13 protein-coding genes are annotated in these 13,270 nt (G+C 40.2%); 9 read left to right on the top strand and 4 right to left on the bottom strand.

What is annotated here, in order from left to right; all coding sequences use genetic code 11:
• Positions 1 to 57: 57 nt before the first annotated feature.
• The 3 genes from IGI38_RS17340 to IGI38_RS17330 all read left to right on the top strand — a co-directional run bounded on the left by IGI38_RS17340 (position 58) and on the right by IGI38_RS17330 (position 2,042).
• Entirely contained in the window at positions 58 to 594 is a 537-nt protein-coding gene (locus IGI38_RS17340) for a PadR family transcriptional regulator (protein ID WP_438732874.1), read from the top strand.
• Between the two features lie 91 nt (positions 595 to 685).
• Positions 686 to 1,504, top strand: a complete 819-nt coding sequence (thiD, locus tag IGI38_RS17335) for a bifunctional hydroxymethylpyrimidine kinase/phosphomethylpyrimidine kinase (protein WP_438732872.1) — start codon at positions 686 to 688, stop codon at positions 1,502 to 1,504.
• A complete protein-coding gene (locus tag IGI38_RS17330) occupies positions 1,494 to 2,042 on the top strand; it encodes an ECF transporter S component (protein ID WP_438732870.1) in 549 nt (182 codons plus the stop codon). Before thiD ends, IGI38_RS17330 begins: the two co-directional genes overlap by 11 nt.
• Before the next feature lie 84 nt (positions 2,043 to 2,126).
• Here IGI38_RS17330 and IGI38_RS17325 read toward each other — a convergent pair whose 3' ends face one another.
• Both IGI38_RS17325 and IGI38_RS17320 read right to left on the bottom strand, forming a co-directional pair.
• Positions 2,127 to 2,942, bottom strand: coding sequence for a Cof-type HAD-IIB family hydrolase (locus IGI38_RS17325; RefSeq protein WP_438732868.1), 816 nt, complete (start codon positions 2,940 to 2,942; stop codon positions 2,127 to 2,129).
• A gap of 310 nt (positions 2,943 to 3,252) precedes the next feature.
• A complete protein-coding gene (locus tag IGI38_RS17320) occupies positions 3,253 to 3,621 on the bottom strand; it encodes a nuclear transport factor 2 family protein (protein ID WP_438732866.1) in 369 nt (122 codons plus the stop codon).
• 200 nt (positions 3,622 to 3,821) lie between these two features.
• Here IGI38_RS17320 and IGI38_RS17315 point away from each other — a divergent pair, with 200 nt between their 5' ends.
• From IGI38_RS17315 to IGI38_RS17295, 5 genes are all read left to right on the top strand, one after another.
• Positions 3,822 to 4,565, top strand: a complete 744-nt coding sequence (locus IGI38_RS17315) for a LytR/AlgR family response regulator transcription factor (protein WP_438732865.1) — start codon at positions 3,822 to 3,824, stop codon at positions 4,563 to 4,565.
• Between the two features lie 13 nt (positions 4,566 to 4,578).
• The gene (locus IGI38_RS17310; protein ID WP_438732863.1) at positions 4,579 to 5,973 is read left to right on the top strand and encodes a sensor histidine kinase; all 1,395 of its coding nucleotides are present in this window, start codon (positions 4,579 to 4,581) and stop codon (positions 5,971 to 5,973) included.
• A 111-nt stretch (positions 5,974 to 6,084) separates the two neighbouring features.
• On the top strand, positions 6,085 to 7,143 hold the full coding sequence (locus IGI38_RS17305; RefSeq protein ID WP_438732861.1) for a CPBP family intramembrane glutamic endopeptidase: 1,059 nt from the start codon (positions 6,085 to 6,087) through the stop codon (positions 7,141 to 7,143).
• A 753-nt stretch (positions 7,144 to 7,896) separates the two neighbouring features.
• Complete coding sequence (locus IGI38_RS17300) at positions 7,897 to 8,043, top strand: hypothetical protein (RefSeq protein WP_438732860.1); 147 nt, start codon at positions 7,897 to 7,899, stop codon at positions 8,041 to 8,043.
• Between the two features lie 517 nt (positions 8,044 to 8,560).
• Positions 8,561 to 10,090, top strand: coding sequence for an ABC-F family ATP-binding cassette domain-containing protein (locus IGI38_RS17295; protein WP_438732858.1), 1,530 nt, complete (start codon positions 8,561 to 8,563; stop codon positions 10,088 to 10,090).
• 102 nt (positions 10,091 to 10,192) lie between these two features.
• On the opposite strand, the gene IGI38_RS17290 is transcribed toward IGI38_RS17295, so the two are convergent.
• Positions 10,193 to 10,633 (bottom strand): hypothetical protein, encoded by a 441-nt coding sequence (locus IGI38_RS17290; RefSeq protein WP_438732856.1) that lies wholly within the window; start codon positions 10,631 to 10,633, stop codon positions 10,193 to 10,195.
• A gap of 163 nt (positions 10,634 to 10,796) precedes the next feature.
• Here IGI38_RS17290 and IGI38_RS17285 point away from each other — a divergent pair, with 163 nt between their 5' ends.
• Positions 10,797 to 12,368, top strand: a complete 1,572-nt coding sequence (locus IGI38_RS17285; RefSeq protein ID WP_438732854.1) for an Nramp family divalent metal transporter — start codon at positions 10,797 to 10,799, stop codon at positions 12,366 to 12,368.
• Between the two features lie 100 nt (positions 12,369 to 12,468).
• Here IGI38_RS17285 and IGI38_RS17280 read toward each other — a convergent pair whose 3' ends face one another.
• Entirely contained in the window at positions 12,469 to 13,185 is a 717-nt protein-coding gene (locus tag IGI38_RS17280) for a DUF5131 family protein (protein WP_438732852.1), read from the bottom strand.
• Positions 13,186 to 13,270 lie beyond the last annotated feature (85 nt).

Here is a 13,270-nt window from a genome sequence, read left to right as displayed (position 1 = left end):
AGTTTACTTGTTTATGATAAAATGATTTTACTTAGTTGTCAAGGGAGAGGTTTAAAAATGGCACAAAAAAATACGCTGCAATACATTATTTTAGGAATGCTTCAAGATGGTAAAAAAACTGGATACGATATAAAGACTGCTTTCACAACGGAGATTGGGGAATTTTGGCAAGCGAAGCACAGTCAAATTTATCCGGAGTTATCAAAGCTCACAAAAAAGGGCTGGATCGATTTCCAAACAGAGATTGTTGGAACAAAACTGGAAAAAAAAGCGTACTCTCTGACGCCCTCAGGAAATGAGGCCTTGCTTGAGTGGCTAAAAGAACCCTTAACTGAGCTGCCGGTAAATAAAGACGAGTTTGTTTTAAAATTGTATTTCATAAGAAGTATGGATGATGAACGATTACCGGAAATGATCCAGCAGCAAATCGATTTGCATCAAAAAAAACTGACGCATTTAGAAGATCGCAAGCTTGCGGTCTTTCCAGATGAAAAGATCAAAGAAAATTACGGTCATTATCTTATCTTGATGCATGCGATTCATCGTGAGGAAGAATATTTAAGCTGGTTACAAAACTTGACCATGAGAAACTGAAAAATTGGCTGAGACAAAACAAATCCAATTGGCTGTTTTCATCCGATAACCAAAAAGTTATGCTATAAAAAAACAATTGGAGCGTTTCTATATGAAAAAAGTTGTAACAATAGCTGGGTCAGATGCTACTGGCGGTGGCGGACTCGAGGCGGATTTGAAGACCTTCCAAGAATTTGGAACCTTTGGCCTGGCAGCGATCACTTCGATCGTCACCTTAGAACCAGATACAGGTGCGCATCATTTACGAACACTTGGCTTAGAGCTGATTCAGGAACAAATTACTTCGGCCTTTGCGGGACCGATTGACGCGATCAAAACTGGTCTGCTACCCTCGCAGGAAATCATTCACTTAGTCAGCGAATCTATCCCAAAAAATATTCCGCTAATCGTTGATCCTGTCATCGGCGGCAAAGGCACGCAAGACTTCATTAAAAATGAACAGGTCCAAGCCTTACGGGAAAAATTATTGCCTGAGGCTTTACTCACAACTCCCAATCTGCGAGAAGCCGGTATCTTGTCAGAACTAGGTGAACTAACTTCTGAAAAACAAATGCAGGAAGCTGCAAAAAGAATTTCTTTACTAGGTGTAAAACACGTTGTGATCAAAGGCGGAGCACGTTTCGCTTCCAAGCAAACTCTAGATCTTCATTATGATGGCTCAACTTTCCATCGCTATCCACATCCTGTCATTGATACACCCTACAATCATGGTGCTGGCTGTACCTTTGCAGCGGCGATCACGGCAGCGATTGCTAAAAATTATCCGGTTGAACCCGCAATTAAACTGGCGATTGATTTTGTCCAGGCGGCGATTACAATGGGAGAAAAAATTAATCCATATGTCGGTCACGTTTGGCATGGGGCATACACACATGGAGAAAAACGATTGGAGTACTCAGATGAACAGTGATAAACGAATTCAAAATTTGGTATTGGTCGCACTATTTGCGGCACTCACATTGATGGGAACGATGATCAAGATTCCTCTACCGACTGGGGCCTTCATTCACTTTGGAAACTCAGTCGTATTATTAGCCGTTTTGCTGATCGGGTATTGGCAAGGTGCATTGGCGGGCGGAATTGGATTTTTTATTTTCGACATTCTAAATGGCTTTGCGGCTGAAGCACCCTATTTTCTAATTGAAAGTTTCGTGGTTGGGGCTGCCGCCTATGCTGCCTTCTCAATTTTTAAACATAAGCCGACACGCATTTCGCAAGTCATCGTGATCGGAATCTGCGCTGGTATCGCGAAATTTATCATGTCAGTCATTAAAGCGACGGTCATGGCAATGTTCGCCGGTGCTCAGTTAAAACCCGCCTTCTTTGCGGCTTTGGCTACGATGCCGGCCACGGTCATCAATATTTTCTCGACGATCCTGATTGTCAGTCTCGTTTACTTTCCATTAAGACGTGCAATGCAGCTGATTTTTCACAATCAACCGGTTTAAACTATGCTATAATAAACATCCTTGGCAGGGGCGCAAGCGAACAAAAATGACCAAAAATCGCGATTGATTTTTGGTCGTTTTTTATTATATTGGAAACAACTGATCCAGAGTAACTAAAACCCCGTCATCCTCATTTGATAGGCAAACAGCATCCGCGACTTCCTTCACCTCATCGGGCGCATTCTCCATCGCATAACTGATCCCGCAATAATCCAACATTTCGAGATCATTTCCTCCGTCGCCAAAAGCTGCACATTGTTCAGAAGTGATGCCCCAACGCTCAACTAACTTCTTCAATCCAGAGGCTTTATGGCACGCTGGAATGATTAAGTCCACTGAACCGTGACCGCTGCTAGTAGGAATTAATTCCCCATGTAATTCATCGCGAAACAACTCACAATAATAGTCTGTTTTTTCAACGGGAACTGTAGGAGCAAATTTCAAAATCTGATCTTCTACTTGGGCAAAATCATCTACCCACGCTAATTTGTGGTAATAGATGTTGGTCAATTCAAAAAACTCTTCACTAACGGTTCCGCGTTGACAATACGCGCTGTTCAGTCCGCACATAACATTTTTTACTTCAGGATGTTTTTTGCATAGCTCAAGAACAGATAGAATGGCTTCTTTGGAAATAGTTGCTGAAAAAACAAGTTCTTCTTTGTCTTTTACTAAAGCACCATTCTCAGCAACAAAACTCAATTCATTGTAGTCATCCGGAAAAAAGGAACGCAATTGATAATACTGATTTCCACTAGCAACTACGAATTGACAGCCGACCGCTTTCATTCGAGACAAAACGGCCTTAAATCTAGAAATATCATAGGTATGATCATTTCGGGCAAATGTTCCATCCATATCTACTGCAACTAATTTGATACCGTGAGGATTAAACTTCATGGTCTTCTCTCCAATCAAATGTATTACCTTTATTCTAGGGATTAATCATTTGGTGAGCAAACGGTCGGCCATCACCCGTATTCTATACTATTAGAATGCTCTAATTTTATAGAAGCCAATCCTTGGTTTTTCTGTTTTTTTCGTTTGATTAACTACCAACAAGTAGTTAAAACACCCAACAAGAACGTTCTTAAAGCCGAGGTTTATAAAATTTCTATCATTCTTCTCGCGATTACTATCTGTAACTATCTTTATCCCTATTGCAGATGTGGCTAATGGAAAAGCCGCATCATTTTTGATTTTTTTAGCGCTATCCCAGCGAATCCAGCTGCTTTTTCGAATCACAAAAAACCTGCCACGTTTTTATTTGCTGTCCTGTGGTCTCTACTTTCCAAGCAGCAGGAAATGACCACTGTTTATCTGCTTGTCCTAAATAGGAACCGCTCGCTTTTCCAATGATCATTGCAAAGGACTCATTGGCTAAGTAATCATCAATCTCGATCCGATAATCTGGAAACCACTCGAAATACCCTTGCCAGCCGCTCTGCATCGCTTCTCTATTTTCGCAATCGCCATAGGTATCGATAAATCGAAAATCCTCCGCCATCATTTCAATGATCCTTGCTAAATCCTGTTGATTGATCGCTTCTACAAATCCTTCAACGACTTTTTGTCTCATCCTGCTCTCCTCCGCGCTCTTTTTAACAGTATAGCAAAAAGGTCGGAGGATCTTTCTATAGAAAAAAGTGATGCACACCGGATTATAGTCAAAAACAAGTAAAAAAGTTCTTAAAAAAGATTTTTACTGTGACTAAGATAGTGTATATTGTAATTATTCTGCTAAAAAATCAGACTATTAATTAAGAAAGTAGGCAAAGAATGATACCCATCCACATCTGTGAAGATGATCAAACAATATTAGCTTATTTGAATAAGAAAATTAGAGATATTTGTATGATTGAAGACTATGATTTTTTAGTAAAATCAGCGACCACCTCTCCTCACAAACTCCTGACAGCGATCTCCGCGAAGCCAACACAAGGGATCTATTTTTTAGACGTCGATTTGAAGGATGAGCAATTAAACGGTTTTGAACTTGGCAAACAGATCCGTTCAATAGACAGCCGAGGATTCATTGTCTATATCACGACACATACGGAGCTTTTAACGGAGACCTTCAATTATCGGCTGGAGGCATTGGACTACATTCCTAAAGACAATGAACAGCAATTAGTCGAGCGTATCGGATTAAGCTTAGCCGAAATAAATATGCGCTGTAAAAAGGATAAAAGACAAGAAAAAGAATATTTCACTGTCCAACGCATGAATGAAACCTCTTACGTAGCGTTTGATGAGATCCTCTATTTTGAGACATCTACTAAAAAACACGTATTGAATCTAGTGACCGAGGAAGCCTTCATTGAATTTTATGGAAAACTATCTGAGATCGAGGAATCACTGGAAGACGAATTTATCCGAACACATCGTTCGTATCTCGTAAATAAGAGATACATCGCCGGACTCTCAAAAAAAGATCATCTGATCCACTTAACGAATGGCGCGACCGTCTTATTTTCACGCAATAAAAAGAAACGGATCATGGCCTGCTTGGAAAATGATTGAAAGAAGGATACCCATGTTCAACTTGACAGATTTTATTTTTAAATTATTCACTCAGCTGCCTCTGATACTTGTGAGCCATGCAGCCAGCTTATTTTTTGCATATTATTTCCTATCCTTTCAAATAAACCGAAAAAAAATTCTGCCGACTAGTGTCCTTTTCTTAATTACTATCGGTTTCTTTCAAGGCACGATCACTTACTTTTTGAGCTTTTCGGCGCTTCCCTATGCGATTCGTATTACTCTTTTTAGTTTATTTACATTGCTATCTGTTCTCTTTATCGTCTCATGGGTGTGGCTTAACGATCGAAATGTTCCGCTTTACAAAATACTATTTCTTGCGATGCTGATGCAGTACATCACTTTGATTATTGAATTGATCAGTTCTACCTTGCTCGTTGCCTTTATACTGATCAGTGATCAAAGAGAGCTGTTGCCTATCAGCGATCCATTAGCAGAAGCTGCATTCAAATTCCTTTGTGTTTCATCCGTGATCTTGGTGTATGTTGCTTTGACCCGCAGCCCTTTCCTCAATTATTTGAATGAGATCCTTAAAAATCGCGGATTGTGTCTCAAACTGTTTGGGGCGGCAGTGATCATTCAACTGTCCTTTTATTACACGCTTCATCTCAAGCCTTCTTCCGTTGACTGGACTTGGATTTGGCTTGGCGCTACTGGTCTTATATCCCTTTTCAGTTTTATTTTTTTCATGATTTATTCTCGCGATGTCAAGCATTCATCCGAGCTGGAACAATCCCGTCTGCTCCTTTTGCAGCAACAGAGCTATATGGACCACCTCGAAAAAATTCAAGCAGAATTGCGAAATATTCAACATGATTACAAGAATATGATTACTGGTTTGTATATTCACGCCAAGGAAGGCAACACGCAGCAAATTCAAACATATATTGAATCCTCCCTACTAAATGTAGACGCTGGAATTCAAGAAGAAATAAAATGGAGCAATCAATTGGCTAATATTGCATCACCTGAATTAAAGGGACTATTGATGGCAAAAATGCTGACCGCAAAACAAGAGAACATTCAGCTAAACTTAGAGGTCGCTAAAAGTATTGACGGGGTTAAAATGGATAGCCATGACTTTATCCGTTGTGTCGGGATCTTATTAGATAATGCCATCGAGGCCACTCAAAAGGAAAACAGCACTCGCCGAATCACGATCCTTTTACTGCAGGAAGAAAAAAGAATGCAGTTAGTTGTTAAAAATCCTTGCAGTAAGAAGGCCGATCTCGCAAGAATCAGAAACCGCGGTGTATCTACAAAAGGAAGCAATCGTGGGCTTGGTTTAGCGATTTATCAGGAGATCACCGCGAAATATTCAAACATCTTAACTGAAACAAAACAGCAGAACGGTGAATTTATCCAAGAATTAGCAATTTTTGATGGTTAAGTGCTGTCATTCAGGATGAAGAACCAACCATTTAGGAAAATTGCTCCTGTTGAAGGTCTTTTTCCTGTACCATTCTTTTTGTAATACTATTTTTATTTGAGGAGTGAAAAAATGTACGTGAATGAACGGAATGAAAAAAAGCAGCTGGCAATTTTTTCTGCCATTGCTTTTGGTATGCCAGTCATTATGGGGTTGTTTATGTGGTATGGCTATAGCCAAGAAAAGAACATTGATCTATTTTCCATGACTCATATGTATTATCCTGCAGCGGGTGCCATGATCGCACTGATGATCGGGAGTCGAGAGAACAAGCTTTTACCGAAACCTTTCTTTATCTGCTATTTATTACAAACAGTTATAATGATCGGTCTGAGTTTGTTCAGCCTATTTTCAGATGGAAAAGCATTGGTTCAACTGTCAAGCATCCTCATGTTGATTGGCGGACTGCTGCTGTTGATCTGTCTGGGCATCGCCAAGAAAAATCGACGAGCAGCTTATGGCTTAAATCGTAAAAATTGGAAAGCTACGATCAGCATGGTCTTACTCTATCTAGTTTTGTATGTTGCGCGAATGGTCGTTGCCTCTCTTGCCGATGGAGGTCTTGATCCATTAGTAAAAATCTTTTCGGATTCTACGACTTGGATAGTGCTTATTACAACGTTGGTTTCCTATATTTTATTGTTTGTCCCCTACTTTGGTGAAGAATATGGCTGGCGTTACTTTTTACAGCCAATTTTACAGAAAAGATACGGCTCGCTAAAAGGCGTCTTGCTTTTGGGACTATTGTGGGGCGTTTGGCATTTGCCGCTGAACTTTTTCTTTTATACCTCGCCGGCTGACGGCATCATCTCTGTGACCAATCAAGTCGTTGTTTGTCTGACGCTGGGAATCTTTTATGCTTACGCGTATATGACGACGGATAATATTTGGACAGTCGTCGCGATGCACTTTTTGAACAATAACCTTGTTCCGATCTTCTCTGGCGACCTAACGGGTGAATCTATAAAGGGCTACAGCATCACGTGGAGTGACGTAGCATTTATGGCGATCATTATGACCATCTTCTATGCTTGGCCAGCATTAACAAAATTCTTCCGAGATCGCAGCAACCTCAATCCGACACCAGAACATCGAGCGGATAGTGTAAGTTATCATTTGGATAATGAGTAGCAGAACATAAAGACGGCATGCCTCAAATGGCATACCGTCTTTATTTACACTATCCCAAACAATACCACCAGCAATCCTGAAACGAAGGCGACTGCTACCCCAATAACGCAACCTTTTAGAGCACCGATAATGTGAGTGTCGGGTCGCGATACTCCTCCACCTTATCCTCAGTACCTGGGATCATCAGCATTTTACTATGACAAATAAATCATATAGATTAACGGCTAGGAATAGGCTATTAACAGGAAAAAAAGCTGTCTCAAAAGATTTTTTGCCAGCGTAATAAGTAATAAGAGCGAAAATAAGAGACAGCAAACACGCCCCAAACATTTTCCGTTTCTAATTCCCCTGTTCTACTTTGGCAATTGATTCTTTGTATTGAGGCAATTCATAAACTCGTTGCTTAATCGCTCTCGGGTATGAGGTAAATTGTGATAAAGGATCACGGTATTGAGCAGGAAGAATAAGAAAAGTAAATACGAGACACGCAATCAAACACTGACTAAATAAAAGCATCGGTCCTTCACTTTCCAAATGTCAATCAAATAAAGGATAGTATGTTCACTCATGTCATCTATTCACTATTTTACTAGTGTTTTTCCTGTAGACATTCGATTCATTAACGAACGCCTCTATCATTTCATATTCTAAATAATTAAAATAGTTTATGAATGCGAATTTGTTTTATTATTTTATTTTAATGTGTTATAATTTCATTTGTAAGTTTGTTATTAAAAGAAAGGAGAAGTAGACATGACTTTTTTTGAACAAGAAAAACCCTACCGTGTGACATTTGATTTAGCAGAGAACATCTTTATTGTTTATTCTACTGTTACTAATCAGCAAGGAACTGGAATCACCATTGAACAAGCGATCTACGACTTAAAAAAATCTGCCTAAGGAGCGCACATCTCAATGAATGAAGCCTATAATTAAAAGCCTCTGCTTAAAATAATAAAGCAGAGGCTTTTTTGGTATCTTAAACTTACAGAATTGTTCGTTAACGATAAGGTAAATCCATGTCTTCAGCCGCTATAGTTAAGTTATACTAAAGCAACGAAAAATACGGAGGTTGAAAATTTATGAAACACTTGTTATTTCCATTCTTCGCAGTAAGTTATTTCTTAGCTCACGTGACGTTGCATCTGTCCCTCTATCCAATCAATTGGCTGCACAATTTATTTAGTTAGCGAGGACAACTATATGATAGAGATAATAATTGAATTTTTTAGTAGTCTGATTCGTTGGGCAATAGAGTTCTTCGGGCAAACGATCGATGTCGTCTCTGATATCCTTGTTTATCTATTCTCCGCCCAACTATAAAAGTCGTAGAGTCCAAATGAATGGGCTCTTTTTTTCTTGACTATCGCCCTCTTTTATTAGATGATGGGAATTTGAGTAAGAAAGTAGGAGAAACATGAGTATCTTAGATTTAACAGGGATCGCGCAACAATTTGGCGATAAGATCCTGTATGAAGATTTAGAATTGCATTTGAATAAAGGGGAACATCTAGGCCTGATTGGACAAAACGGCGCAGGAAAAAGTACCTTGATTAAGATTATTACCGGTGAGCAATTACCAGATGAAGGCACCATCGCATGGCAAAAAAATATCCATGTAGGCTATTTAGACCAATACGTTGAAGTTGATCCGACATTGTCGATCAAAGATTTCTTGAAGACCGCATATGCGGCGGACTTTGCTAAAGAAGCAAAAATCGGTGAACTCTATATGGAATATAGCGAATCAATGGATGACAAGCTATTAGAAAGAGCTGGACGCTTGCAGACTGAATTAGACCAAGGGGATTTCTATCAAATCGATACCTTGATTGCCGAAATGAGCAGCGGTTTAGGGTTGGACGTTTTAGGAATGGACACGCCGTTGGAGGATCTAAGTGGTGGTCAGCGTTCAAAATTGATCTTGGCAAAATTGTTATTGGAAAAACCAGACGTCTTGATCTTGGATGAACCGACGAACCACTTAGATGACGAACATGTTGCTTGGTTAAGCCAATTCTTGCAAGATTTTGCCGGTACCTTTGTAGTGATTTCCCATGATCGCGACTTTTTGAACCAGATCACCACCCACATCGCAGATATTGAGTTTGGCAAGTTAACCAAATATACAGGTAATTTGACGAAAGCGCTGAAGCAGAAAGAGCAATTTCAAGAAACCTACATGAAGCAATATGCATCACAAAAAAAACAAATCGAAAAAACCGAAGCCTATATTCGCAAGTACAAGGCCGGTTCTCGTTCAACAATGGCAAAAAGCCGCCAAAAACAATTAGACAAAGTGGAACGTTTGACGCCGCCATCTTCGAATGCAGTCGCTCATTTTGAATTCCCTTTTGCCCCGATTGTTACGACATTAGCGCTTGAAACAACAGATCTTGAGATCGGGTATCAAAGACCCTTGCTGGGGCCCATCAACATCACTCTTCGTTACGGTGAAAAAGTCGCGATCCGCGGATTCAACGGGATCGGTAAATCAACGCTGCTGAAAACATTGATTGGAGCGATTCCGAAAATCGCTGGAGAGTTCCATTTTCCAGCTAATACAAAGATCAATTATTTCGAACAAGATTTGCAATGGGAAAATCCTTACCAAACCCCATTACAATATCTGAGTGAGCACTTTCCAAAAGAAACCGTTAAGGAATTGCGAAAACATTTAGCTAAAGCTGGTTTGCCGAATCAATTAGCTCAAGAACCCCTCAGCACCTTAAGCGGTGGCGAACAGACAAAGGTCAAGCTTTGTCAATTGACCATGCAAAAAGGCAACTTTTTGATTCTTGATGAACCGACAAACCACATCGACCAAGCGACAAAAGACAGTCTACGTGAAAGTCTAGCGAATTTCGCTGGTACGGTCATTGTCGTTTCCCACGAAGAAGGCTTCTATCAAGATTGGACCGATCGTGTGATTGAGATCAGTCAATAAAAAGTCGAACAGTCTCACTACTTTCTATTTGTAAAGTAATGAGACTGTTCGACTTTCATTTTCTAAAGTATTTCTCAATAATACGTTAGAATCATTCGGTTTCTATTTCCATTGAATCTCTCTTTTTTCCTGCTCGGTCAACCCAAAGCTTTCGTAATGTTTTAACACTCGTAGACGTAAATTTGGTACATCCGCCCCTTTACGCGTTAAAATATCTATTCCAGCTGGTGTTACCAAAGATTTCTCGAAACGAATCACCAAGACATCTCCTTTGATTGTTACGACTTGCCAGTGGCTGCTTAACAAACTCAAGAGACCGATTCCTCGCCAAACAAATCGACCGTCGACGAATCGATCAATCCCCTTGATTTGTTTTGTCTTGCCATTTATTTCATATTCCACCAAATCGAGTAATTCTACCGTACCTTTTTCTGTCCGTTTATATGTGATCCGGGGATTTTTTCTTTTATCCGATACCCATAAAGGAAAGGTCGTTCCCTTGATTTCCCACGTACCGTCCAATTGTGTATGCCATTCAGTCATGGTCTCACCCCTATTTCTTCTTTTCAGTGTAAAATAAATCTGATTTATGCCAAAGAAATATGCTTTTCTGTAATTTTAGGCACGCCGAATCTTTTTCTTTTATTTTCCTGATTTTGGGTGTATGATGGCATCGTAGAAAAGTTTAGAGAAAGGTGGGCGTTCCTTGAGTACGAATAAACATCCCATTTTAGAACATACAAACGGACTATCCTTAGAGGAAGTCAACGGTACAATCAAAGTACCGAAAGGAAAAAGTTTTTGGCGAACATTGCTCGCCTATTCAGGACCGGGAGCTTTAGTCGCTGTCGGATATATGGACCCGGGAAACTGGTCAACCTCCATCACCGGTGGTCAAAATTTCCAATACCTATTAATGTCGGTCATTTTACTTTCTAGTTTGGTAGCGATGCTGCTGCAATATATGGCTGCTAAACTAGGAATCGTCACCCGAATGGATCTCGCTCAAGCAATTCGTGCGAGGACAAGCAAATCACTTGGGATTGTTCTTTGGATATTAACTGAGTTAGCGATCATGGCAACAGATATCGCGGAAGTTATTGGAGCCGCCATCGCGCTTTACCTATTGTTTAATATTCCCTTAGTCATCGCTGTTTTTATCACCGTTTTCGATGTATTCTTATTGCTGCTCCTGACAAAAGTCGGGTTCCGAAAAATCGAAGCGATCGTCGTTTGTTTGATTTTCGTCATTCTCTTTGTATTTATTTACCAAGTCGCGTTATCTAATCCTAACTGGGGGGAGGTTATAAAAGGCTTCGTACCAACACAGGAAACCTTTGCTAAATCTCCGGCAATCGGCGGGCAAACACCGTTAACTGGCGCATTAGGAATCATCGGTGCAACAGTCATGCCCCATAACTTATACCTGCACTCAGCTGTGTCGCAAACTCGTGAAGTTGATCATGACGATGAAGAGGATGTTGCTAATGCCGTTCGTTTTACCACTTGGGATTCAAATATCCAATTGTCATTAGCTTTTCTTGTTAATGCACTGCTTTTGATCATGGGGGTAGCCGTTTTCAAAACAGGCACCGTTAAAGACCCCTCATTCTTCGGATTGTACGAAGCTTTGTCCAATCCTGCTACTATGAGCAACGGGATTCTCATGAGTGTCGCAAAAACTGGGGCATTATCAACCTTATTCGCTGTCGCGCTCCTCGCTTCAGGTCAAAATTCAACCATTACAGGTACGTTGACTGGTCAAGTTATTATGGAAGGTTTCGTTCATATGCGGATGCCAATCTGGCTGCGCCGTCTGGTTACTCGTCTGATCTCTGTCGTTCCAGTATTGATTTGTGTATTATTGACTCGCGGAAGCACTGTTGTTGAAGAACACGAAGCATTGAATAATTTAATGAATAATTCGCAAGTTTTCCTAGCCTTTGCTTTACCATTCTCCATGCTGCCATTGTTAATGATGACCAACAGTACCGCGGAAATGGGGGAACGCTTTAAAAATAAACGTATCATCCAATTATTAGGTTGGGTATCGGTTATTGGCCTGACTTATTTGAATCTAATCGGCTTACCAAGTCAAATTGAAGGATTCTTTGGCGATGCGCCTTCAGCCGCTGAACTTATTACAGCAGACACCATTGCCTATATCTTAATCATTGCAGTGCTCGCCTTGTTAGTTTGGACAATTGTTGAATTGTACAAAGGGAACAAACGCGTCGCTCTTGCCACAAAAGAATTAAAAGAAGAATTATCAGATTAGTACAGAATCAAATTTCTTTTTTAAAAATACTTTACAAAATAAAAGCCAAACGCCCTTTTCCTTTCAATTATGAAAGGAAAGAATCGTTTGGCTTTTTGTTTTATTTCGTTGGATACCAATTAATCGCCGCTTTTTTAGCTTGAGAAAACAATTGACGATAATTTAACTGATATTCCTGATCATCCTTGATGAAATGGGTTCCGCACTGACGAAACTCGAAAGGTATTTCCCGCGCTACCGTTTCCTCTCGCAATTTCAAAATCCAATCATAGTTCAATGGTCGGGCATTTCTATGGTACTCTCCGCCTGCCATCACTAATTCCACACCATCTAGATAATCAATGATCGTCACTTCTTCGATCAAGGGTTGGCAAATAATATTCTTATGTCTGATTGGAAGTTCTTGTAATAATGCTAAACGCTGATCTGCCCTTGCTTGATTCTCCACCGAGACACCGATCGTAACATTTTCGTACCCCTCGCCCCAATCATCAGGCACAACAGACATTAAGCGTTCGATTCGCTTTGTTAAAAAAATGAACTCTAAATCATCCCGTTCTTTGATCATCCGCCAGCACTCTGCTCGCCACGAGTCCGCATCTTCAATTAAGAAATCACTGGAAAAGCACACATAGACTTTTTGTCCGCCTTTCATTTTATAACCATTCTTTGTTTTTTTGATCGGTGCATCAAACTGCGCAGATTTTTCGATCTTACTCGTATCAATATCTCGTTTTTTGTCACCTTCATGAATGAAACAGTATTTGCACCCTTCGCTGACTCGGCGGCAACCGCGCCACGGATTCCAAAATGCCATGCCTTCACCTGCTTTTTTCTTTTATCATATCAAATTCTATGACTGATTGTTAACCAGGATTATGTAGAGTTTCTATAACCTTCAA

It is taken from the genome of Enterococcus sp. AZ128 (genome assembly GCF_051714485.1).
In the GTDB taxonomy this organism is placed as follows: domain Bacteria; phylum Bacillota; class Bacilli; order Lactobacillales; family Enterococcaceae; genus Enterococcus_A.
Note: the sequence above shows the minus strand (reverse complement) of the source record. Positions and strands in the feature narration are given on the sequence as shown.